A 21,446-nucleotide genomic window follows, 5' to 3' on the forward strand; every position below is an offset into this window, starting at 1 on the left:
TCCTTCCCCCGTCTCCCCCGGCACATCCGGGAAAAAAATCGCGCCGGCATGTAGAGAACCGAGTGGACGGCTCCGACCTCCCCGTGAAGGCGGCGCCAGACGAGCGCCGGAGACACAGGAGGCAGTGAGATGAGCAAGGTCACTTGTGACATGGCGATGTCCCTCGACGGCTTCGTGGCAGGACCGAACCAGAGCCTGGACCAGCCGTTCGGCGACGGCGTGGGCGACCGGCTGCACCAATGGCTGCACCAATGGATGTTGGGTGAGCCCGAGCGGCACGCCGCGGTGATCGAGGGCATCACCGCGGCCGGCGCCTTCATCATGGGCCGCAACATGTTCAGCCCCGGCCGCGGCGCCTGGGACCTGGACTGGAACGGCTGGTGGGGCGACGAGCCGCCGTACCACGCGCCGGTCTTCGTCCTCACGCACCACCCGCGCGACCCGCTGACGATGAAGGGCGGCACGACGTTCACCTTCGTCACCGACGGGATCGAGGCGGCGATGGCCCGGGCGCGCGAGGCCGCCGGCGACCGCGACGTCGCCATCGCGGGCGGCGCCGAGACGGTGAACCAGTACCTGGCGGCAGGGCTCATCGACGAGCTGCGCCTGCACGTCGCGCCCATGATTCTCGGCAGAGGCGAGCGGCTGCTCCACAACGTCGGCGACATCACCCTCGAACCCGTCGGCGACCCCTCGGGCACCAGCCTCGTCACCCACCTGACGTACCGGGTGATCAGGGAGGTCAAGCCATAGAAGCAGAAGTGGCTGGTGATATCGCTGTTGTTGCTGTACTCACAGGTCGGCCCGGCCGGCGTCCCGCACAGTCGACCTGACTCGTCCTGCTCGACATCGAGATGCCGGGCCTGTCGGGGCTGCAGGTCGCCGAACGCCTGCGCGGCCGAAAGATGAGTTGTGACGAAGCATCGCGGACGATAAGCGGAGCTATCGGCTAACACCTGCACACACATGTGAAGCGAATTAAGCTCGAAGTGATCCCGATCACATGGGGGCAGCCCTTCACATGAGCGATCCCGGCCAGAACAAGGCACCCGCGCCGCAGCCGAATCAGCCGACCATCGGCAGGTCGGCGAAGGAGGCGCTGATCAGTGCCTTGGCCGCCGCCATCGTGGGCGTGGTGCTGGTGCCGTGGACCAACCTCTTCCGCACGCTGCCCTTCCACATGCAGTTGTGGCTGCCGGTGGGCATCGGGATCGTCGTCGCGGCCCTGCTGCACATTCCGGCGTTACGCCGCTTCTACGAGACGTACGCGAAGACCATCCGGTTGGGCCTGCTGGTGTTGGTCGGGGCGGGGCTGGCGACCGGGGGCTGGCTGGTGTTCCAGGTGATCACAGCGGACGACCAGTGCCCGGCGCCGACTGAGCTGCGGCTGGTCACGGCACCGGAGAATGTCACCGAGCTCACCACGCGCACGCAGCAGTACATGCGGGAGAACCGCATCGATGGCTGCCCCTCGATCCGGCTGACCGTGGCGGTCGCGCCGCCTCCCGTCCACCTCGCGGACGCGTTCACCAACAGGTGGGAATGGCGGGAGGACCGCCGCGACCAGCCGTATGCCCGGCTGTACGACCTGCAGCCCGACGCCTGGGTCGCCACCACGGCGGCCGAGGTCGCCGAGCTCACGGCGGGCGGGCTGAAGTCGGAGGTCGGCAACGGGCCGGAGGTCCAAGTGGGCCAGGATCAGCTCGTCCTGGCGATGACCGAGCAGCGGCGCGAGGAGCTCGGCAAACACATGGACGATCCGGGCCAGTACGCGTTCAGCAAGGTCTGGAACATCCTGACCGAGCAGATGGGCATGACGATCGCGCGCCCGTTTCCCGAGACCTCCATGGCCGCGCTGATCGGCACCAGCGACGTGTTCGCCGGCCGCAAGCTCGCCGAGGACAAGTACGTTCAGGCCGAGCAGGAGCTCGTCGAGAACGGGCTCGGCGCGGACACGGTCACCTCGCTGCTGTGCGCGTTCGACGACCTCGCCGACGAGTCCCAGCGCCGGCAGACCGATCCCAAGATGGTGCTGCTGGTGCCTGGTCACAGCGTGGAGGACTTCAATGCCGGCCGCGTCCAGGGCTGCCCGGGGACCGGCGAGAGCACGCACCTCATCGCGGTGCGTCATCCCGGACTGAGCAAGCTCGACTATCGGTACGTCAAGGTGACCTGGCCCGGCCAGCGCTCCGCCGAACGGGAGAAGCTGGTCGATCACTTCGGCGCCTGGTTGCTGAGCCACCCGCTCTTCCCCAACGTGCCGGTGTCCAGCGAGAGGGATGTCGACGAGCGGCTCGGCGAGCTGAAGACGCGGTTGCTGGACGAGTTGCGCCCGCAGCTCGACCTGCGGCTGATCGTCGACACGTCGGGATCGGCGGATCGTCCGGTACGCATCCAGGCCGCCGAGGCGCTGCGCGCCAACAGCAGGATGCTCGGGCCGCGCGATCGTGTCCAGGTGTTCGGCCTGCATGCGCAGACCAGGAACGGGCCCGCCGAGGTGACCGGCATCGCGGCCAGAAGCGACCCCGAGCAGCTCGGCACCGTGGCCGCGAAGATCGAGAACACCCCGTTCGACAAGTGGGATGCGCCCACCTCGGCCGGGCTCGCCAAGCTCGGCGCGGGCGACGAGGCGGTGCCGGCGCCCGTGGTGCTGCTGACCGACGGCCGCCTGTTCGACAACGAGGGCGGCGGCCAGGCGGCTACGGCGATCGCCGGGGCGCTCGAGAAGGCCTCCACCGTCTCGGGTCTGTACGTCGTCGTCTTCGGACAGGATCGGTGCGCCGTGACCACGTTGCCGGGCACGCGGAAGCCGTACCAGTGCGTGACGGCGGGCACCAGCGCGGAAGAGGCGATCACCCGGGCCATCATCACGGTGCGGGGGTGGCGATGAAGCCGCCGGTGAGCAACCACGGCCTCCTGGCGCTCGGCTGCGGGGCGCTGCTGATGCTGCTGATCCTGCTGTTGCAGTCCCGCGGCTCGGCGGGACCGCCTCAACCGGCCCCGCCGGCGGCCGCCGTCACCCCGATCCCCATGCCCTCGACGCCTCAGGAGGAATGCGGCGGCCACGACGGCGAACTGGTCGTGGCCACCGGCAACGACGTCAGCACGGGCAGCGTGCGGCGCGAGGTGTTCGACGAGTGGAACGACTTGATCAAGCCGGCCGCGGACCCGACCGCCAAGCTGCTGGAGATCTCCGGCAGCACCGACGTGCGGCGCGCCCAGATGGCGGCGCTGGCCCAGGCCGGCAGCTGCGAGTACGACGTCCTCGTGCTCGACGTGGCATGGGTGACCGAGTTCGCCAGGCACGGCTACATCCAGCCGATCGAGCTGGATGATCAGGGCGCCGGCTTCCTGACCGGTCCGTTGGAGGCCGGGCAGATCGACGGCGAGCAGTACGGCGTTCCGTTCGCCGCCGACGCGCCGCTGGAGTACCGCCGGCTGGACCGGCAGTCCGGGGGATACCTGCTGCAACTGGACGACAACGAGATGGGCACGATCAACTTCCTGGAGATGATCGAGCTCGGCGGCGGAAAGGTGCTCGACGGCGACGACAGGACCCGGGTGGCCCTCGACGACGACCGCGACGACACCTGGGAGGCGCTGAGGTCGTCCAAGCGCGTGCTGTCCAGCACGGAGGAGGGCGTCACCGTGCTGCGCGAATCGCTCCAGGTGGACGAGGATCGCAGTGTCGTGGCCTTCAAGGAGGGCCGGATCGGCGAGCGGCCGGTGTCCTACATGCGCAACTGGCCGATCGCGTTCCATCAACTCGCGTCGGACCCGCGGATGCGCGGCCCGGACATGAAGCTCCTGTTCGGCGTACGCGCGCCGGCGGCGGACGGCGGCGTGCTCGGCGGCTCGGTCCTGGCCATCTCCCGGCACATCAAGCCGAACAAGCTGGACCCGGCCATGCGGTTGATCAAGCGGCTCACCAGCCAGGAGGTGCAGGCCCGCCTGTTCGCCTGCGGCGGGTACAGCCCCGTGCTCACCGAGGTGTACGAGAGGTACCAGGCCGGCGGAGGGCACGCGTGCCCGCGCCAGGACGGCTCCGACATCACCAACGCGAGCCTGCCCGAGCTCGCCACGCTGGCCTCGGAGATCAGGAAGTCCATCGAACGGGCCCAGCCGCGGCCGAAGTCGCCCTACTACGCCCAGTTCAGCGAGGTCTTCCGCCGGTGCGCCCGAGGCGTCTGGGAGCAAAGGGTGACGAAGGAGGCGTTCTTCTCGTCCGTCGGCGCGCTGGAGGCGGCCCTGAACGGCCGGGTACCCGACGACCGGCCACCCTGCTGAGCCTTCACCTGTCGTTGACCAGGCATTCCAAGGGTGCGGTAGGCAGGGCGATCCAGCCCTCCGTGGCTGCCGCGCCATCCTGCTCTCCCGCCGGCACGGTCACGAGACCGCGAGCCGATGCGCGGGCGGCCAGCGCGGACATCACGGCGTCGATGGCGTCGTCCGAGGCCCGGCAGATCGCCTCGTACTCGCCCAGATCCAGCCACGGCGCCATCTCCCGCAAGCAATCCACGAGCCGCCCCAGCTCACCGAGGTTGGCGGCGCGTTTGTAGCCGCGATACGGCAACCCCCACCGCTTCAGGCAGGCCGCCGGGTAAACCTCCACGACCACCCCGCCACCTCGCCGATCCACCGGCCGGCCTCGCCGCGCCAGCTCGGCCAGCACGGCCGCACACCGCATGGTGGCGTGGCCGATGCGGTCGGCCGACACGCTCAACGGCGTCAGCCCGGTCTGCTCGTGCACCACCTGGTCGGTGACCCGCAACGCCAGGTCCCGCCGCCAGGCCCGGCCCACCAACCCTTCCGGCACGTGGACGTGCCCAGCGCGATGGGCGGTGACGAAGTCGACGAACCGGTCGGGCCAGCCGAGCGGGCAGTCGATCCCCGCCTTGTCCGCACCCATCGCCGCGTCAACGATCAGAGCGTCGTCCGCCCCGACCTCGACCCGGACGAGCCGAGCGCGGCCGGCCGGCCAGTCGAGCCACGCCACCGCGGTCCGCACCGCCTCCGCGGCGAGATCGATCCCGGCCGTCACCATCTCCCCACCATAGGCGGGACAGCCGCGTCAGGAAGTGCCGCAGCGGGCGCGCAGGGTCGCGACACCGGGGCCGTCCAGTTCGTCGCAGTACGTCACGCGCCCCGTCATCGCCATCGTCAGCGCCAGCGTGCTGCCGGTGACGAGAGGGCCGGAGCCGATGCTGAAGGGTCCGTCGTTCGCGACGAGGCGCAGGCCCTGGATTCGGCCCTTGGCGACGACGACCTGGTCGGTGCGGCTGTAATAGCCGGCCACCAGGGTGAGGGTCTCGATGGGATGGACGCGGTGGATGCCCAGCGGGCGGCGGATGTCCGCACCGTGCACGATCGTCTCTCCCAGCATCGCCATGGTCGGCAGGGGCGGTTTGGTGGTGCTGGTGATGACGTGGCGGAACCTGTCCAGGGTCTCCGCCGGGGATGTGCCCAGCTGCTCGGTCAGCCGCATGACCACTTGCTCGTCGAAGTCGAACCGGCAGCGGATGACGCCCGCCAGCCACCGTACGCCGTTGAGGCGCGCCGCGGCGGTGAGGTGGGCGAGCACCTCACGCACCGTCAGCCCCGCGCACAGGGACGGCGTCGCCCACTGCTCATCGGTCGCATCGGCGAGGTCGGTCGCCAGGGCGGCGCGCTCGGAGTGGACCAGCGGCCAGAGATCGGCGCCGCGGCGCAGGGCTGGTTTCGGGGTGGTCATGGCGGGGTCCTCCCGGCGAGGTCGGTGCTGATGGCTCCCAGGTAGGACTCCACCTGTGGGGCAGAATCGTCGCTTGCACGGAACAAGTGTGGGTGCTCGCGTATAAGGTCCCGTGCGTGGACGAGACCTCCAGGACCCGAAACGTCGTACACGCCTACGTCGACAGCGCCGAGCGACGCGACTGGGAAGCCTTCGCCGCCCTGCTCGCCGAGGACGTGGTCTACGAGATGCCGCAGAGCCGCGAACGCATCCGCGGCAAATCTGCCTACCTGCAGTTCAACAGGGAATATCCCGGCGATTGGCACCTTCAGGTTCGGCGCGTCGTCGCCGATGGCCGCCATGCGGCGGCGTGGATCGACGCGCGCGTCGGCGCCGAGCATCAGGACGCATGCGTGTGGTTCGAGCTCTCCGACCAGGGCCTGATCAGCCGGATCACTGACTACTGGCCGGAGCCGTACGATCCGCTGCCTGGCCGCGAGCACCTTGTGGAGCGCTGGTAAAACCCTCTAGTCCGGCGGAAGGCGATAGACGGAGACGTGGGACCGTGACTCGGCGGTGAACTCGGCTCCGGCCCAGTCGGCGTGCCTGCTCTCCAGCTCGAACCCGGCCAGCTGAGCCATGAGGTCCAGCTCGGCCGGCCAGATGTAGCGGTGCGGGCTGCGGGACAGGTGTGCCTGCCTGCTCTCGTCGAACCTGAAGTGGTGCGACACCACGTGCTGGCGCAGCACGTCATAGGTGTCCAAGCCGATGTAGCCCGGCTCGGCGTGCCAGACCGTGGCCTGCTGCCCCGGCGGGAGCTTGCGCAGCTCAGGCACCCAGAGCTCGATCACGAACCGCCCGCCGGGGGTGAGGTGGCGGGCGGCGTTGCGGAAACACGCGACCTGCTCGGCCTGGGTGAGCAGGTTGGAGATCGTGTTGAAGACCAGGTAGACGAGCGAGTACGTCCCCGGGGCGACGGCCGTCGCCATGTCGCCGACGATCACCGGGATCGTCGCTTCGTCCACCTTCGTACGTAGCTGGTCGATCATCGGAGCTGACAGCTCGATGCCGGTGACGGGCACTCCCCGCTCGGCCAGCGGCACGGCCACCCGGCCGGTGCCGATGGCGAACTCGAGGGCCCGTCCGTCACCCGCCAGCTCTGCCAGACGATCCACGGTCGGCTCCAAGACCTCGGGCGCGAACATGCCGGTCCCCGGCGTGTCATAGCGCTGCGCGGTCTCGGCGTCCCAGATCTCCTCCTGACGCATGCCGCCCACGATGGTCGTGAGGTGCATGCGTTGTCCAACGGTTTTCGGTCAGACGACGGCGATGGCGGGGGCCACACGTGCGGACCCGATGCCGCGGTCCGGCTTGCCGAGCCGGAAACGTACCTTGCCCTTGAGCACGGTGCCGGACTCGGCCAAGCCACTGGTGAGACCTTCGCCGGGGAACAGGGTGAACGTCCATCTCGGGTTGGATTCGCAGTCCGGCAGGTCACGGCCGCCTTGCAGGACCCGGGCTCCCCACAGCTGACGGATCATCAGCGCCCTGGTGTCGACGCCGGCGACCGTGAAAGCCGCCGCCGGACCGGCCACGATATGGTGGTGACTGCCCAGAGAGGGCCCGTAGACGCTGGTGACGGTGGCCACCATGGTCCACGGCACGCCATTCCCTACGCCGAGGACCCCTGCGGGTAGCCGGTCGTCGAACACGTCATTCACCGGCGTGCCGAGTTGGTCCGCTCTGACGTCGGCGGTCATCGGCCGCCGGGTGTCCAGCTTGCCCGGGTCAGGCACCAGCAGGATTCCGTACGTCGTCTCGTCGGCGAAGCGAGCCGAGGCGAAGTGGTCGCGGAGCGCGAGCACCGCCTCCTCAGCGGCATCCCACGAGCGGGTGGGTCAGGCGGCGGCGCGGGCGCGCTGGAAGATGCGCACGCCGGCCACCCCAAGGGGCAGGAACAGCAGGGCGAAGACGATGCCCACCACGTACGTCATGCCGATCGGGATGAACATCATCCCGGCGAAGGCGGCGAGGTAGACCGCGGTCAGCCACCAGCCCACGACGCCCGCCCGGGCGAGTCCGGCGCTCAGCGCGAGCAGGCCGAGGAAGGCCAAGATCTCGGTCCCGCTCCACAAGGGCATGAACGCCGACCCGTCCACCGTGTCGGAGATCCGCACCGCGGCGTCGAGAGGGAGTTGCTGCCCGATGACCATCCGCCACCAGTCGTCCCGCACCGCCCCGGACACGTTCAGGAGTCCCAGGGCGGTGGCCAGCACGCCCAACAGCACCGGCCAGCGGCCCTTGCGGCCGCGGACCAGTCCGGGCACCGCGAGCGCGCCGAGCGCGCCGGCGATCAGGCCGTAGTGCAGCAGGATCGCCGACAGCTCCGTCAGGAAGCTGTCGCGGGCCAGCGAGGTGATGTAGTCGGCAGCCGACTCCGAGGCCTGGGGCGGGCAGGTCATCATGCCGGCGAACATCAGCAGCGGGCTGCTGATCAGGGCGGCGCCGCCGGCGCGGCGCAGGAACCGGCTGGTCCGGCCGGAGTCGTCGGGGAGCACGTCCGCGGTGGGCGTGGTGGTGTGGGTGAGGGGGGCCATGTCGTCGTACCTCCGTGTCGCAATGTCGTTGCGGGGAGAACTCTTCCGCCGCGGCCCCCTCAGGCGCGTCAGTCGTTTCGCACCGTGATCGGTCCCCGCTTCGACGGACGGCCGCCGAGCCGGGTCCGCTGAACGGCGGATGCTCTGGCCTGCGGGGGTCCGTCATCTGGGGGAGTCGGCCGATGGCGTGCCTGGTTACCATCGGTTTCCATGACGATGACCCGGCTGAGGGACGTCCGCCTCATCCCGCTGGTGTTCGGACCGCTGATCGGTTTCCTGGCCGTGCTGGAGACCCAGCTGGACGACTTCTTCGGCGCCAGCGCCACCGCCACGTGGGTGTCGGGTGTCCTGCTGGGTGCCGGGGTGGTGGTCGCGGCGTGGCATCCGTTGGCCGGCACGGTCATGGCGGCCGCCTGCCTGCCGATACCCGTGGTCGTCTTCGACGCGCCGGGAGTCGGTGGCGCGGCGATGATCGGCATGATCGGGGTGGTGGCGTGGGCCGGCTGGCGTGAGCCGCCCCGGCGCTCGCTGGCGGCGTTCGGCGCCGCGGCCGTGGCGTTCACGAGCGCGTCGATGGCCGCCGGTCTGTCGCTGTGGGAGCTGTTCTTCATCCCGGCGATCCTGTTGCCCGGCTGGTGCATGGGGCTGCTGGCCCGGCGCAGCGGCGAGCGGGCGGCCAAGCTGGCCGAGCTGGCCGCCGCTCTCGACGCCGAACGCGAGGCGAACGCGCAGGCGGCGGTCGCGCAGGAGCGTACGCGCATCGCCCGCGAGGTGCACGACGCGGTCGCGCACTCGGTCAGCGTGATGACCCTGCAACTGGGCGGCCTGCGCCGGGTGCTCGCCGGTCGCCCCGCCGAGCAGGAGATCGTGGCCGGGCTGGAGCGGCTCGGGCGGCAGACGGTGGAGGAGATGCGCGGCCTGGTCGGCATCCTGCGCGAGCACGTCGACGGCGAACGGCCGGCACCGGTGCCGTCGCTGGCCCGCGTCGACGAGCTGATCTCGGACGTCCGCGCCGCCGGACTGAAGGTGACCCTGGACTCCCCCGCCGAGCCGCCGCAGCTCCCGCCGGTCCTGGACCTCACCGCGTACCGGGTGCTCCAGGAAGCGCTCACGAACGTGCTGCGGCACGCCGGCGAGGTGCCGACCGCGGTCACCATCGGCTACACCGACCAGGCGCTCACCCTCGAAGTACGCAACGAGCCTGGACGGCCGGCGCAGGGCGGAAGGCGCGGCGGCCACGGGCTGGTCGGCATGCGCGAACGGCTGGCGATGGTGCAGGGGAGCCTGCACACCGGTGTCGAGCCGGACGGCGGGTTCGCGGTCCGCGCCCGCTTCCCCATTCCTCGCACCTGGTAGGAAAGGCGACATGACAATCTCGGTAGCGCTCGTCGACGACGAGGCGATGATCCGCGTGGGCCTGCGGCTGGTGCTCAGCGGCGAGCCGGACATCGAGGTCGTCGGCGAGGCGGCCGACGGTGTCCAGGCCCTCGACCTGGTCGCGCGTACCCGGCCCGACGTCGTGCTCATCGACATCCGGATGCCGAAGATGGACGGGCTGGAGGCGTCGCGGCGGCTCGTCCGCGACCACCCCGAGAGCAAGGTCATCGTGCTGACCACCTTCGACGAGGACGCGCACGTCGCCGCCGCGCTCCGCGCCGGAGTCAGCGGTTTCCTGCTGAAGGTGGCCCCGCCCGAGCAGTTGGTCGAGGCGGTCAGGACGGTGGCGGCCGGCGGCGGGCTGCTCGACCCGGGGGTGACCCTGCGGGTGATCGCCGCCTTCGCCGGCCAGCCGGATCCCGGCCACACCACGAGCCGGGCGGGCGAGCTGGAGTCGCTCACCAACCGGGAGACCGACGTGCTGAAGCTGCTGGCCCAGGGCCTGACGAACACCCAGATCGCGGCCCGGCTCTACCTGGGCGAGGCCACGGTCAAGACGCACCTGTCCCGGATCCTGATGAAGCTCAATCTCACGACCCGGGTCCAGGCGGCCGTCTTCGCCTACGAGAGCGGTCTCGTACGGCCCGGGGAGCATGACCAACGCTGAATCAACAGGTGCGGAGCATGTTGAGCAGGGCCACCCGCTCCTTCCGGGTCACGAAGAGCCGGTAGTGGTGCTTCACCGTGATCCAGGAGATGGCGTAGCGGCACCAGTAGGCGCGACGGGGCGGGCGCCAGCTCTGCGGTCCCTGGCCGCCCTTGGCCATGTTGACGGAGTGGCTGACCACGATCAGCTCGGGGCGGGTGAGGTCGTTGGCGAAGGCGCGCCGCTGTGCCTGGCTCCACCTCCTGGCGCCCGAACGCCAGGCGTAGGCCAGCGGCACGACATGGTCGACGTCGACTTTTTTCTCGCTCTTCAGCCACTTGCCGTCGTACGGGCTGTACCAGAGGCCCTTGACCGGGTGACAGGCCGCGTTCTTGCGTATGCGGCGGGCGTCGCGCGCCAGGACCATCTCGCGGGCGTTGCACGTGCCTTTGTGATGCGCCCATCGGGGCTGGAAGCGCCGGTGGCTGTAGCCACGGATGGATAAGGCCTTGGCGACTTTCAACTGGCCCAGCATCCGGCGGGCCGCCGCCGCGGTATCGGTCTGCTCGCGCGTGTCGGCCGACGCCCGCGGGACGGCGACGAACGGGATGGCGAGAAGCGTGAGTACGGCTACGATCGTCCCCCTCCAGAAGATCATGTTGTCGTCCATACCCGGTAAAGGAGCTCATAGGCACCGGCAAAGGGAACATTGCGGATTGCGGTCTCACGATCACGGCGTGTCGCCCCATAATGCGATCGGCCATTGACGCGGCTTCCGTTCGGGACAGGGACGAAGCGCGGCAATGGCCACAACGCTTCACTGTGCTGATCAGCCGGACCTGCGGGCGAAAGCCGGCGCGTGTTCCGGACGGGGTCCGAAGCCGACCAGCCGGGGAGGAACTTTGCGGAACCCCGGGATCGCCCGGGCGAGGAAGAGAAGGGACTTCGGCGGGCCGGACCGTTTGCCCGTGAACTGCGCCTCGAAGATGACCCGTTGCACCAGCCGCTGCGCGCCCTGAATGATCACGGTGGGGAGCTGCCTGCGCCGTTGCACGGCCGCCAGGTCCTTGAGGGTGACGGCATGCCGGCGCAGGGGTCCGGCCAGGATGGTGCCGGCGGCCACCGCGTCCTGGACGGCCAGGTTGATGCCCACTCCGCCGGCGGGCGACATGGCGTGCGCGGCGTCGCCGATGAGCAGCAGCCCGTCGAGGTACCAGCGCTTGAGCCGGTTCAGCTTGACGTCGAGCATGAAGACCTCGTCCATGCTCTGCAGCCGGTCCACCCGGTCGGCGAAGTCCGGCCGCAGGCGGGCGATGCGCTCGCGGAACCGCTCCACGCCCTCGGTCCGCAGCCGCGTGTCGGAGCCTTTGGCGGTGAGATACGCCAGTTGGTAGTAGCCCTCGCGGGTCAGGGCGATCAGCGCCTCGGCCCCCCGCGCGACGGGCGTGATTCCGGCGGGCACGCCCGCCTCGTGCTCGAACCTGGGCAGGCGGAACCACCAGACGTCGAACGGCACGCGGAACTCCTTGGGCACGAGACCCGCGTCCCGCCGCAGCGTGGAGTGCCTGCCGTCGCACGCGACCGTCAGCTCGGCGCGGATCTCCCCTTCCCGGCCGTCCGCCGTGCGATAGCGGACCCCGACGGCCTTGCCGCGCTCTCTCAGCAGCGCGGTCGCCGCCGTGTTCATGCGCAGGGTGAAGCCGGGCTCCTCGCCGGCCGCCTTCGCGAGGAAGGAGAGCAGGTCCCACTGGGGCACCATCGCGATGTAGTTGTACGGCGGCGGCAACGCCTCGAAATCGCCCAGGACGGCGATGCTCCCGTCGGAGACGGGGAACGCCACCTTGGTCAGGCGGCTCTGCGGCAGGGCGCGGAAGCCCTCGCCGAGGCCGAGCTCGTCCATGAGCCGGACAGTTGAGGGGTGCACGGTGTCACCCCGGAAGTCACGCAGGAAATCGCCGTGCTTCTCCAGCACGGTGACCTCGATGCCCGCCCTGGCCAGCAGGAGGCCCAGCATCATGCCCGCCGGGCCGCCGCCACACACCAGGACGCCGGTGCTCTCAGCCATCATGACCGTCCCTTTCGTGCACGGACCCCCTGCCCACTAGCATGCGCTCCTACTCGCAGGAATTCAACACAGGATGAAAAAGTCGCGAGGACGGCACGGAGATCCGCCGTGCCGCCCTCGCCTGTCGGGTCAGATCTTGCCGACGCCCGCCCCGGCCTGGACCTTCGCCGGGACGGTCGCCGGGTCGTCGAGCGTGTAGGCGTAGTAGGTGCCGGGCTCGACGACGCTGCCCGCCGTCTCCGGTGCGCCCGAGTTGACGTAGACGTTGCGCCGTTCGACCACCCGGCCCGGATCGCTCTCCGCGTAGCCGACGTGGATCGGGTGGGCGACGTTCTCGAAGTAGTTGCCCTCCACCAGCACGCCGGCGTTCTGCGTGGACGCGATGCCGTACAGGGAGTTGTTCCTGTAGTAGTTGTTGAACACGTGCACCGGCTCGCCGAAGCGGGCACGCGGGTGGCGCTGGTCGGTGCCGTCGAAGAAGTTGTGGTGGTAGGTGACCCGCAGCTTGCCGATGTCGGCCGTGTAGGTGTCGGAGTGGCCGAGCAACATCGCCTTGCTGTGGTGGTGGAACTTGTTCCAGGAGACGGTGACGTAGTCCGACTCCCGTTTGACGTCCAGCAGGCCGTCGTAGCCGGCGGACAGGTCGTTGTGGTCGATCCACACGTGGTGGGCCTTGTTGGTGACGCTGATGGAGTCGTCCTCGGCGTTGGTGAACCTGATGTTGCGGATGATCACGTTGTTGCCGGGGCGGGTCGTGGAGCCGAGCTGGAGGCCGCCGCCGGTGATCTCGGCGGTCGAGCCGACGCCGAGGATGCTCTTGTTGGCGACGACCGTGACCATGTCGCTGATCTGGATGCGGCCCTGGATGCGCAGGATGTACGCCCCCGCCCGGCCGGCGTAGTCCCGCAGTTGGGCGCCCGTGGTGATGGTGACCTCGGTGCCGCCGGCGCCGCCGGTGGTGCCGTTCTGGCCGAGGGCGTTCACGGAGGCGAACCCGATCGGGCCGTCCGCGGCGCTCGCGGGCGCCGGGACGAGGGCGAGGAGCAGCGCGGCGGCTGCGGCGAGTCGGAACAGCATGGCGGCCTCCTCAGATCTTCCCGGTCCCGGACCCGGCGGTGACCGAAGCCTTCACCGTGTTCGGATCGTCCAGGGTGTAGCTGTAGTAGGTGCTGGGCTCCTGCACGCTGCCGCTGCAGTCGGGGGTGCCGGACTCGTCCACGAAGACGTTGTTGCGCGCGACGCATCTTCCGGCGGGACCGGCGTACGAGTTGCTCACCGGCTCTTCGACCCGCTCGAAGTAGTTGCCTTCGACCAGGCAGCCGGCGTTCGCCTGGCAGGCCACTCCGATGTCGGTGTTGTAGACGTAGTAGTTGTTGAACACGTGCACCGGCTCCCCGAACCGCACCCGCGGGTTACGCTGCGGCGTCCGGTCGAACCAGTTGTGGTGATAGGTGACCTTCAACCGGCCCACGTCCTGGGCGTCGTTGTCGTCGTCGTGGCCGAGCAGCATGGTCTTGGTGTGGTCGTGCACGTGGTTCCACGAGACGGTGACGTACGACGACCCGCGCTTGACGTCGATCAGCCCGTCGTAGCCGTTGGCCAGGTCGTTGTGGTCGATCCAGACGTGGTGGCTGAACATCTGGACGTTGATCGAGTCGTCGGTGGCGTTCCTGAAGACCAGGTTGCGGACGATGACGTTGTGCACGGCGTCGGCCGGCGGCGAGGTGATCGAGTCGTCGGCGGGCAGGCCGATGTTGAACCCGCCCCCGGTGATGCCGGACGCGGCGCCGACGCCGACGATCGTCTTGTCGGAGGTGACGTTGTGCATGCCGGCCGGCACGGTGATCATCCCGCGGACGCAGATGTTCAGCGGCCCGCTCTGGCCGATCGCGCTGATCAGCTCGCCGGCCGTGTCCACCTCGACCGTCGGGCCGCCCGCGCCGCCCGTGGTGCCGTTCTGGCCCCAGGCGTTGACGGCGGCGAACCCGGTGGGGGTGCCGGAGGTGTCACAGGTGCCCGGCGGCGGCAACGTCGGGCTCGTCGGCGGGTCGGTCGGGCCGCCGATGTCCGTCACGAGCACGTCGTCGAACGCGGCACTGGCGTAATAGCCGGCCAGGCCCGCCCGCCCCGAGCCGATCGAGGCGTCCGTCGCCGTGGCGACCCGCACGTTGTTCACGAAGCCGCGTAACGTCGTGCCGAACGCCTCCAGGCGGAGGGTGTACCAGTCACCGGCGGCCACCGTGGCCGTGGCCAGGGTGATCGGTGCGCCGCCGGTCCGCTTGCCCAGAACGACCGTGCCGGCGTTGCTCAGGCCGAGGAAGTAGTAGGTGCTGGTGCTCTGCGCCCTTGCCAGCACCGCGACGTGCCGGCCCGAGCCGTTGAACGCGATCGGCTTGACCCGCGCCTGCACCGCCTGGTCGCCCCATCCGGCGCCGGCGACGGCGCGGGCGTCCGCGCTGGTGCCGGACTGCCGATACACCCTGGAGCCGTCGGTCACCACCGACCAGCTGCCGCCGGACCTCGACCAGCCCGCGGCGTCACCGTCCTCGAAGTCGTCGCCGAACAGCGTGGCGGCGGACGCGCTGGGCACCCCCAGCAGCACCGTTGCCGCGGCCGTCGCGGCGGCAACGCCCGCCGCGAGCGCGGCGAGCACTGATCGTCTGCTTCTGCGCACCGTGGAGCCTCCGGTTGTGAAGGCGACCGGGCGCACTCGACCCTCGCGACGGGGTACGCGCCCGATCGCAGTGGCGAACCGGAACCCGTCGCGACATGAACGGGTCCCTCACTGCGTGTGGTGTTGCGCGTAAACTCGCGAGCTTCACCCCTTTATGCAACCGATTGTTAGGCGAGTCAATGCGTAGGGGTGTGCAGTTTTGTTGCAGTGCCCCAGGCTCGAGAGCAGATCGTGCAAGCGATTGTAGAACGCGACCTGTGCTGGAGCGCGGCGATGCTTGATAGGTTTTGCGGCAAGTGGGCCGAAAGTCCGAATCGGTGGTCCGTGCGCTGATCCTGGAGACGCTTTGACGGTTACGGCCTGGGTGGCGGTGGCCGCCTTCGTCACCGCGTACACGTTGATCGCCACCGAGAAGGTGCACCGGGTGGCGGCGGCGCTCGGCGGGGCCGGGATCATGCTGCTGATCCACGCCACCGATGCCGGCGGCGCGTTCTTCGACGAGGACACCGGGATCGACTGGAATGTGATCTTCCTGCTGCTCGGCATGATGATCATCGTCGGTGTGCTCAAGCAGACCGGAGTCTTCGAGTATCTGGCCATCTGGGCCGCCAAGCGGGCCAAGGGCAGGCCGTTCCGCCTCATGGCGCTGCTGATCGTGATCACCGCGTCGGCGTCGGCGCTGCTGGACAACGTGACCACCGTGCTGCTGATCGCGCCGGTGACGTTCCTGGTGTGCGAGCGCCTCAGCCTGCACGTGGCGCCGTTCCTCATCGCCGAGGCCATGGCGTCCAACATCGGCGGCGCCGCCACCCTGATCGGCGACCCGCCGAACATCATCATCGCCAGTCGCGCGGGGCTGACCTTCAACGACTTCCTCGTGCACATGGCGCCGCTGATCATCGTGCTGGTCGCGGTGTTCGTCGGATTGTGCCGGTGGTTGTTCAGGAAGTCGTTCAGCTACGATCCCGACCTGGCCGCGGAGATCATGATGTTGAACGAGCGGGAGGCCATCGCCGACCGCAGGCTGCTCTGGCAGTCACTGGCCGTGCTCACGCTGGTGATGGCGGCGTTCGTGCTCCATCCGGTGCTGCACTACGAGCCGTCGGTCGTGGCGCTGCTCGGTGCCGGGGTGCTGGTGGCGGCCACCAAGGTGACGACCGAGCAGGCCATCGGCGAGGTCGAGTGGCCGACCCTGGTGTTCTTCGCCGGGCTGTTCGTGATGGTCGGGGCACTGGTGGAGACCGGGGTGATCCGGCAGATCTCCCAGGCGGCGGCGCAGGCCACCCAGGGGCAGCTGGCGCTCACGACCATGCTGCTGCTCTGGGCCTCCACCGGGTTGTCGGCGGTCATCGACAACATCCCGTACGTCGCCACCATGAGCCCCATCGTCGCCGACCTGGCCCAGGCGAACGACGGTGCCCAGGTGTTCTGGTGGGCCCTGGCCATCGGCGCCGACCTGGGCGGCAACGCCACGGCCGTCGGCGCGGCGGCCAACGTGGTGATCCTCGGCATCGCCGCCCGCAACGGCACCCCGATCAGCTTCTGGCAGTTCACCAAATACGGGATCGTGGTGACGTTGGTGACCGTGGCGCTGGCGACGCCGTACCTGTGGTTGCGTTACCTCACCTGAGCGGCAACGGCTCCTCCGGACCCTGGCGCGGGCCGAAGATGCGGCGCTCGCTCTCGTCGATGCGCACGTCGTTGATGCTCGCCTCCCTGCGCCGCATCAACCCGAACTCGTCGAACTCCCACTGCTCGTTGCCGTAGCTGCGCCACCACTGGCCCGAGGCGTCGCGGGACTCGTACTGGAAGCGGACCGCGATGCGGTCGCCCAGCACCGCCCACAGCTCCTTCCGCAGCGCGTAATCCAGTTCCCCGGCCCACTTGCGGCGCAGGAACTCCCTGATCTCGTCGCGGCCCTTCAGGAACTCGTCGCGGTTGCGCCAGACGGAGTCCTCCGTGTACGCCAGCGCGACGCGGTCGGGGTCGCGTGTGTTCCAGGCGTCCTCGGCTGCCTGGACCTTGATGCGGGCGGTCTCCTCGGTGAACGGCGGGACGGGCGGGCGGGTCATGTGGCCTCCTCGACAGATGGAGAACGTGCGTTCTCCGGTAGCTTAGAGAACGATGGTTCTCCAGGACAAGCGAGGTGGCATGGAACACGCGGAGCGGGTCCTCGTCGCGGCGGGCGAGCTGTTCTACCGGCGCGGCCTGCAGGCGGTGGGCATGGACGACGTGCGCACCGCGTCCGGGGTGTCGCTCAAGCGGCTCTACCAGAGTTTCCCGTCCAAGGAGGCGCTGGTCGTGGCGTATCTGGAGCGACGGGACGAGCGGTGGATGTCCTCGCTCACGACATACGTCGAAGAGCGGCAGAACGCGATCTCCGCCGTGTTCGAGTGGCTGGAGCGGTGGTTCGCCGAAGACGACTTCCGCGGGTGCGGGTTCGTCAATGCCTACGGGGAGCTGGGCGCCTCGTCGGAGCCCGTGCGCGAGGTGGTGTGGCGGCACAAGCAGCGGCTGCGTGACTACTTGCGCGGGCTGGCCGCCGAGGCGGGCGCGGCGGATCCGGACGTGCTGGCCGAGCAGCTGCTCGTGCTGGTCGACGGGGCCACCGTCACCGCGATGGTGAATCCTGCGGGCGCGGCGACGGTGGCACGGGCGGCGGGACAAGCCGCCGCCGCATCCGTCACAGCAGCTTGTCGAGAGTGATCGGCAGGTCGAGGACCCGCTTGCCGGTGGCGTGGCGCACGGCGTTCGCGACGGCGGCGCCGACCCCGGTGATGCCGACCTCACCCACGCCGACCAGACCCAGCGGCATGGTGGGGTCCGGCTCGTCCAGGCAGTGGACGTCGATGCGGGGAATGTCGGCGTGCACGGGCACGTGGTATTCGCCCAGGCTCGCGTTCACGATTCGTCCGGTGCGCGGGTCGATCTGCGTCTCCTCCGACAGCGCAAGGCCGATGCCCATCACGATGCCGCCACGAAGCTGGCTGGCCACCAGCTTGGCGTTGATCACCCGGCCGACGTCGAACACGCCGAGCCAGCGCGACACCCGCACCTCGCCGGTGTCCCGGTCCACCCGCACCTCGCAGAACTGCGCGCCGCACGCCGCCTTCACCCAGCGCCTACGGTCGCGGAGAGCGCCCACCATACCCATCGCGCCCGACTTGATCTCGCTCTCCAGGTGATCGCGGCCCGCCCGGGTCAGGATGGCCGCGTACGTCTCGCCGCTCGCGCCATAGAAGAGTCCGCCGTCGCGGGCCTCCAGGTCGGACAGCCGCCGGCCGCGCAGCGGCGAGTCCGGGGACCGGCGTGCCAGCGCCAGCGCGGATTGCCTGAGCTTGCGGCAGGCGGCCAGCACGCTCGCCGCCACGCTCGCGGTCTGTACCGAGCCGCCCGCCATGGCGCCCAGCGGCAGCTCGGAGTCGCCGGACTCGACGCGTACGGCGTCCAGCGGCACGCCCAGCTCGTCGGCGGCGATCTGCGCCTGCACCGTGGCGGCGCCCACCCCGATCTCGGCCATGGCGCAGCGCACCACGACCCCGCCGTCCGCGGACAGCCGCACGGTGGCGCTCACCGGCAGGTGCATCGCGGGGTGGTACGCGGTGGCGACGCCCATGCCGACCAGCCACCGCCCGTCCCGCATGGCACCGGGCCGCGGGTCCCGCTCGTTCCAGCCGAACCGCTCGGCCCCCAGCGCGTAAGCCTCCCGCAGGAATCGCCGGGCGAACCGCTTGCCGTCCACCGGGTTGCGCTCGGGCTCGTTGCGCATGCGCAGCTCGATCGGGTCCATGCCGAGCTCCCAGGCCAGCTCGTCCACGGCCGACTCCAGGGCGAAGGTGCCGATGGACTCGCCCGGCGCCCGCATGGGGGTGTTGGGGAGCAGGTCGAGCTGGACGAGGTGCTGGCGCAGGTGAATGTTGGGTGCGGCGTAGAGGTGCCGGGAGGCGGAGGTGATCTGCTCCTGCCAACCCCCGACCCTTCCCGTCCTGGCCACACTGGTGTGGATCAGGGCGGTGAGAGTGCCGTCCTTGTCGGCGCCCAGCGCGACCCGCTGCGTGCTGGGGGTACGACCGCCGACCGTGTGGTAGACGCCCGCCCGGGTGAGGGCCAGCCGCACCGGCCGGCCGGTCGCCCGCGCGGCCAGCACGGCGAGCAGCGTGCCCGCCCAGATCGGGCCCTTGCCGCCGAACCCGCCGCCCACGAACGGCGACAGCACCCGGATGTTCCGCTCCGGCACGCCGAACCGCAGCGCGAGCTGCTTGCGCACCCACGGGATGCCCTGCGTGGCCTCGTGCACGGTCAGGTGGTCGCCGTTCCAGGCGGCGGTGGTGGCGTGTGGCTCGATGGCGTTGTGGTTGTGCGGCGGCGTGGTGAACCTCAGGTCCACCGACACCGGCGCGGCCTCCAGCGCGGCCTTCGCGTCGCCCTTGTCGGCCTCGCTCTCCAACAGCATGCTTCTCTTCTGCGGGGTGGCGTTCGGCTCCTCGGCCGAGAAGTCCACCACGGCCGGCAGCTCCTGGTACGCGGGCCGCACCAGGGACGCCGCGTGCCGCGCGGCCTCGTGCGTCTCGGCGACCACGACGGCCACCGGCTGGCCGTTCCAGTGCACCTCGTCGGTGGCCAGGTAGTTGACCGACGTCCCGGAGGACATCGCGCCGAGGGGGTCCAGGAGGCTGACCTTGAAGGGCTTCATGGCGGGGGCGCTCTCGTGGGTGAGCACCTCGATCACGCCCGGCACGGCGCGGGCGGCCGCGGTGTCGATGGCGGTGATGCGGCCCCGGGCGACGGTCGCGTGGACGAGGGCGGCGTACGCGAGGTCCGGATATCGGTGCTCGGCGGCGTAGCGGGCCTCGCCGGTGGTCTTGGCGGGGCCGTCGAGCCGATCGACGGGGCGGCCGACGTACTTCTCGGTGGCCGTGCGCTCGGCGTACGTGGTGGTCATGCCGCTTCCTCTCCGGAGGTCAGGTCGCGCAGTGTGGCCGCGATCGTGGCCCGGGCCAGGCCGGCCTTGAACGCGTTGCCCGGCCGCGTGACGGCGGATGCGAGCTCGGCGTCGGCCGCCCGCCGGAACGTCTCCTCCGTCGCCGGCCCTCCGAGCAGGATCCGCTCGGCCTCGCGGGCCCGCCACGGCTTGGGCGCGACGCCACCCAGCGCCAGGCGGGCCTCGATGATCGTCCCGTCCTTGACCTCCAGCGCTGCCGCCACGGAGACCAGCGCGAACGCGTACGACGCCCGGTCGCGGACCTTGCGATAGCGGGAGGGCGCCGCGATCGGCGGCACCTCGACGGCCGTGATCAGCTCGTCGGCCGCGAGCGCGGTCTCGACGTGCGGCGTGTCGCCGGGCAGCAGGTGGAAGTCCGCCAGCGGGATCCGGCGCGTGCCGCGCACGCTCCGCACTTCGACGACGGCGTCCAGGGCGGCCAGCGCCACGCACATGTCGGAGGGATGCGTGGCGATGCAGCTGTCACTCACGCCCAGGATCGCGTGGGAGCGGTTGAACCCGCCGATCGCGTCGCAGCCGGCGCCGGGCTCGCGCTTGTTGCAGGCCGACGCCTGGTCGTAGAAGTAGGGACAGCGGGTGCGCTGCAGCAGGTTGCCGCCCACGGTGGCCATGTTGCGCAGCTGGGCCGAGGCGCCGGCGAGGATGGCCTGCGACAACACCGGATAGCGGCTGCGGACCCGCCGGTCGGCGGCCAGGACGCTGTTGCGGACCAGCGCGCCGATCCGCAGCCCGCCGCCGGGCAGCTCGGCCACCTCGTCGAGCGGCAGACCGGTCACGTCCACGACCGTGTAGGGCCGCTCGATGCCCTCGCGCATGAGGTCGACCAGGTTGGTGCCGCCGCCCAGGAACTTGGCGCCGGGGTCGGCGGCGGCCGTCTGCACGGCCTCGGCGACATCGGCTGGCTTGACGTACGCGAACGGCCTCATCGCGCGACCTCCTTGATCGCATCGACGATGCCGTTGTAGGCCCCGCAGCGGCACAGGTTGCCGCTCATGCGCTCCCGGATCTCGTCGTCGGTCAGCGTGGCGGGGTCCTCGCACTCGCTGAGCATGCCGATCGCCGAACAGATCTGGCCCGAGGTGCAGTAGCCGCACTGGAACCCGTCGTGCCGGATGAACGCCTCCTGCAGCGGGTGCGGGGTCACACCCTCGATGGTGGTGATCTCCCTGTCCGCGTACTGGACGGCCAGGGCCAGGCAGGCGTTGATCCGCACGCCGTCGGCGAGGACCGTGCACGCGCCGCAGGCACCCTGGTCACAGCCCTTCTTCGGGCCCGTCACGCCCAGGCGTTCACGTAGCGCGTCGAGCAGGCTGACCCACGGCTCGACGTCGAGCTTCTCGTCCGTGCCGTTCACTCGCATCCGTATCTCGGTCAC

At 70.2% G+C, this 21,446-nt stretch carries 21 protein-coding genes; 8 read left to right on the forward strand and 13 right to left on the reverse strand.

All coding sequences use genetic code 11. The features are described 5' to 3' along the window. Positions 1-129: 129 nt before the first annotated feature. From EDD27_RS39165 to EDD27_RS39175, 3 genes are all read left to right on the forward strand, one after another. Positions 130-753: a dihydrofolate reductase family protein gene (locus tag EDD27_RS39165; protein WP_127936866.1), complete on the forward strand. Its 624-nt coding sequence runs from the start codon at positions 130-132 to the stop codon at positions 751-753. 268 nt (positions 754-1,021) lie between these two features. Next, complete coding sequence (locus tag EDD27_RS39170) at positions 1,022-2,890, forward strand: vWA domain-containing protein (protein WP_127936867.1); 1,869 nt, start codon at positions 1,022-1,024, stop codon at positions 2,888-2,890. Positions 2,891-2,898: 8 nt separating this feature from the next. Further along, the gene (locus EDD27_RS39175; RefSeq protein ID WP_164903992.1) at positions 2,899-4,287 is read left to right on the forward strand and encodes a type 2 periplasmic-binding domain-containing protein; all 1,389 of its coding nucleotides are present in this window, start codon (positions 2,899-2,901) and stop codon (positions 4,285-4,287) included. 4 nt (positions 4,288-4,291) lie between these two features. On the opposite strand, the gene EDD27_RS39180 is transcribed toward EDD27_RS39175, so the two are convergent. Further along, on the reverse strand, positions 4,292-5,044 hold the full coding sequence (locus EDD27_RS39180; protein ID WP_127936869.1) for a DUF429 domain-containing protein: 753 nt from the start codon (positions 5,042-5,044) through the stop codon (positions 4,292-4,294). Positions 5,045-5,071: 27 nt separating this feature from the next. Further along, positions 5,072-5,731: a maleylpyruvate isomerase family mycothiol-dependent enzyme gene (locus EDD27_RS39185; protein WP_127936870.1), complete on the reverse strand. Its 660-nt coding sequence runs from the start codon at positions 5,729-5,731 to the stop codon at positions 5,072-5,074. Between the two features lie 116 nt (positions 5,732-5,847). Here EDD27_RS39185 and EDD27_RS39190 point away from each other — a divergent pair, with 116 nt between their 5' ends. Further along, positions 5,848-6,231: a nuclear transport factor 2 family protein gene (locus tag EDD27_RS39190; RefSeq protein ID WP_127936871.1), complete on the forward strand. Its 384-nt coding sequence runs from the start codon at positions 5,848-5,850 to the stop codon at positions 6,229-6,231. 6 nt (positions 6,232-6,237) lie between these two features. On the opposite strand, the gene EDD27_RS39195 is transcribed toward EDD27_RS39190, so the two are convergent. Genes EDD27_RS39195 through EDD27_RS39205 form a run of 3 tightly spaced genes read right to left on the reverse strand, consistent with a single transcriptional unit; the run spans position 6,238 to position 8,307 of the window. Further along, positions 6,238-7,005, reverse strand: a complete 768-nt coding sequence (locus tag EDD27_RS39195; protein ID WP_241564495.1) for a class I SAM-dependent DNA methyltransferase — start codon at positions 7,003-7,005, stop codon at positions 6,238-6,240. Positions 7,006-7,026: 21 nt separating this feature from the next. After that, positions 7,027-7,575: a hypothetical protein gene (locus tag EDD27_RS39200; RefSeq protein WP_127936872.1), complete on the reverse strand. Its 549-nt coding sequence runs from the start codon at positions 7,573-7,575 to the stop codon at positions 7,027-7,029. Positions 7,576-7,608: 33 nt separating this feature from the next. Continuing rightward, positions 7,609-8,307, reverse strand: coding sequence for a hypothetical protein (locus EDD27_RS39205; RefSeq protein ID WP_127936873.1), 699 nt, complete (start codon positions 8,305-8,307; stop codon positions 7,609-7,611). Positions 8,308-8,517: 210 nt separating this feature from the next. Here EDD27_RS39205 and EDD27_RS39210 point away from each other — a divergent pair, with 210 nt between their 5' ends. Together EDD27_RS39210 and EDD27_RS39215 are read left to right on the forward strand one after the other, a co-directional pair. Further along, positions 8,518-9,663: a sensor histidine kinase gene (locus tag EDD27_RS39210; RefSeq protein ID WP_127936874.1), complete on the forward strand. Its 1,146-nt coding sequence runs from the start codon at positions 8,518-8,520 to the stop codon at positions 9,661-9,663. A gap of 10 nt (positions 9,664-9,673) precedes the next feature. Next, positions 9,674-10,351, forward strand: coding sequence for a response regulator (locus tag EDD27_RS39215; protein WP_127936875.1), 678 nt, complete (start codon positions 9,674-9,676; stop codon positions 10,349-10,351). A 1-nt stretch (position 10,352) separates the two neighbouring features. Here EDD27_RS39215 and EDD27_RS39220 read toward each other — a convergent pair whose 3' ends face one another. From EDD27_RS39220 to EDD27_RS39235, 4 genes are all read right to left on the reverse strand, one after another. After that, entirely contained in the window at positions 10,353-10,988 is a 636-nt protein-coding gene (locus EDD27_RS39220) for an HNH endonuclease family protein (protein ID WP_127936876.1), read from the reverse strand. Between the two features lie 171 nt (positions 10,989-11,159). Continuing rightward, positions 11,160-12,398, reverse strand: coding sequence for an FAD-dependent oxidoreductase (locus tag EDD27_RS39225; RefSeq protein WP_338324684.1), 1,239 nt, complete (start codon positions 12,396-12,398; stop codon positions 11,160-11,162). Between the two features lie 126 nt (positions 12,399-12,524). Continuing rightward, positions 12,525-13,472 carry a pectate lyase family protein gene (locus EDD27_RS39230; protein ID WP_127936877.1) on the reverse strand — a complete coding sequence of 316 codons (948 nt, stop codon included), beginning with the start codon at positions 13,470-13,472 and terminating at the stop codon, positions 12,525-12,527. 10 nt (positions 13,473-13,482) lie between these two features. Continuing rightward, positions 13,483-15,069: a pectate lyase family protein gene (locus EDD27_RS39235; protein ID WP_206641854.1), complete on the reverse strand. Its 1,587-nt coding sequence runs from the start codon at positions 15,067-15,069 to the stop codon at positions 13,483-13,485. 346 nt (positions 15,070-15,415) lie between these two features. Between EDD27_RS39235 and EDD27_RS39240 the strand changes: the two genes are divergently transcribed. After that, positions 15,416-16,699 (forward strand): ArsB/NhaD family transporter, encoded by a 1,284-nt coding sequence (locus EDD27_RS39240; protein ID WP_127936878.1) that lies wholly within the window; start codon positions 15,416-15,418, stop codon positions 16,697-16,699. On the opposite strand, the gene EDD27_RS39245 is transcribed toward EDD27_RS39240, so the two are convergent. Beyond that, a complete protein-coding gene (locus EDD27_RS39245) occupies positions 16,692-17,141 on the reverse strand; it encodes a nuclear transport factor 2 family protein (protein WP_127936879.1) in 450 nt (149 codons plus the stop codon). The two genes, EDD27_RS39240 and EDD27_RS39245, sit on opposite strands and share 8 nt — an antisense overlap. Positions 17,142-17,220: 79 nt before the next feature. Between EDD27_RS39245 and EDD27_RS39250 the strand changes: the two genes are divergently transcribed. Beyond that, positions 17,221-17,775, forward strand: a complete 555-nt coding sequence (locus EDD27_RS39250; protein WP_127936880.1) for a TetR/AcrR family transcriptional regulator — start codon at positions 17,221-17,223, stop codon at positions 17,773-17,775. On the opposite strand, the gene EDD27_RS39255 is transcribed toward EDD27_RS39250, so the two are convergent. Genes EDD27_RS39255 through EDD27_RS39265 form a run of 3 tightly spaced genes read right to left on the reverse strand, consistent with a single transcriptional unit; the run spans position 17,753 to position 21,431 of the window. Further along, positions 17,753-20,011: a xanthine dehydrogenase family protein molybdopterin-binding subunit gene (locus EDD27_RS39255; RefSeq protein WP_127936881.1), complete on the reverse strand. Its 2,259-nt coding sequence runs from the start codon at positions 20,009-20,011 to the stop codon at positions 17,753-17,755. The two genes, EDD27_RS39250 and EDD27_RS39255, sit on opposite strands and share 23 nt — an antisense overlap. Then, a complete protein-coding gene (locus EDD27_RS39260) occupies positions 20,008-20,997 on the reverse strand; it encodes an FAD binding domain-containing protein (RefSeq protein ID WP_127936882.1) in 990 nt (329 codons plus the stop codon). Before EDD27_RS39260 ends, EDD27_RS39255 begins: the two co-directional genes overlap by 4 nt. Next, positions 20,994-21,431, reverse strand: a complete 438-nt coding sequence (locus tag EDD27_RS39265) for a (2Fe-2S)-binding protein (RefSeq protein ID WP_206642272.1) — start codon at positions 21,429-21,431, stop codon at positions 20,994-20,996. The genes EDD27_RS39260 and EDD27_RS39265 overlap by 4 nt, the downstream gene beginning before the upstream one ends. Positions 21,432-21,446: the final 15 nt, after the last annotated feature.

The organism is Nonomuraea polychroma, from assembly GCF_004011505.1.
Taxonomy (GTDB): domain Bacteria; phylum Actinomycetota; class Actinomycetes; order Streptosporangiales; family Streptosporangiaceae; genus Nonomuraea; species Nonomuraea polychroma.

Bases quoted from the DNA above. Each gene is read 5' to 3' on its own strand.
- EDD27_RS39220 (WP_127936876.1), bottom strand. From the start codon at position 10,988: ATGATCTTCTGGAGGGGGACGATCGTAGCCGTACTCACGCTTCTCGCC.
- EDD27_RS39260 (WP_127936882.1), bottom strand. From the start codon at position 20,997: ATGAGGCCGTTCGCGTACGTCAAGCCAGCCGATGTCGCCGAGGCCGTG.
- EDD27_RS39170 (WP_127936867.1), top strand. From the start codon at position 1,022: ATGAGCGATCCCGGCCAGAACAAGGCACCCGCGCCGCAGCCGAATCAG.
- EDD27_RS39230 (WP_127936877.1), bottom strand. From the start codon at position 13,472: ATGCTGTTCCGACTCGCCGCAGCCGCCGCGCTGCTCCTCGCCCTCGTC.
- EDD27_RS39210 (WP_127936874.1), top strand. From the start codon at position 8,518: ATGACGATGACCCGGCTGAGGGACGTCCGCCTCATCCCGCTGGTGTTC.
- EDD27_RS39245 (WP_127936879.1), bottom strand. From the start codon at position 17,141: ATGACCCGCCCGCCCGTCCCGCCGTTCACCGAGGAGACCGCCCGCATC.
- EDD27_RS39180 (WP_127936869.1), bottom strand. From the start codon at position 5,044: ATGGTGACGGCCGGGATCGATCTCGCCGCGGAGGCGGTGCGGACCGCG.
- EDD27_RS39195 (WP_241564495.1), bottom strand. From the start codon at position 7,005: ATGCACCTCACGACCATCGTGGGCGGCATGCGTCAGGAGGAGATCTGG.
- EDD27_RS39215 (WP_127936875.1), top strand. From the start codon at position 9,674: ATGACAATCTCGGTAGCGCTCGTCGACGACGAGGCGATGATCCGCGTG.
- EDD27_RS39255 (WP_127936881.1), bottom strand. From the start codon at position 20,011: ATGACCACCACGTACGCCGAGCGCACGGCCACCGAGAAGTACGTCGGC.
- EDD27_RS39165 (WP_127936866.1), top strand. From the start codon at position 130: ATGAGCAAGGTCACTTGTGACATGGCGATGTCCCTCGACGGCTTCGTG.
- EDD27_RS39265 (WP_206642272.1), bottom strand. From the start codon at position 21,431: ATGCGAGTGAACGGCACGGACGAGAAGCTCGACGTCGAGCCGTGGGTC.
- EDD27_RS39185 (WP_127936870.1), bottom strand. From the start codon at position 5,731: ATGACCACCCCGAAACCAGCCCTGCGCCGCGGCGCCGATCTCTGGCCG.
- EDD27_RS39250 (WP_127936880.1), top strand. From the start codon at position 17,221: ATGGAACACGCGGAGCGGGTCCTCGTCGCGGCGGGCGAGCTGTTCTAC.
- EDD27_RS39225 (WP_338324684.1), bottom strand. From the start codon at position 12,398: ATGATGGCTGAGAGCACCGGCGTCCTGGTGTGTGGCGGCGGCCCGGCG.
- EDD27_RS39205 (WP_127936873.1), bottom strand. From the start codon at position 8,307: ATGGCCCCCCTCACCCACACCACCACGCCCACCGCGGACGTGCTCCCC.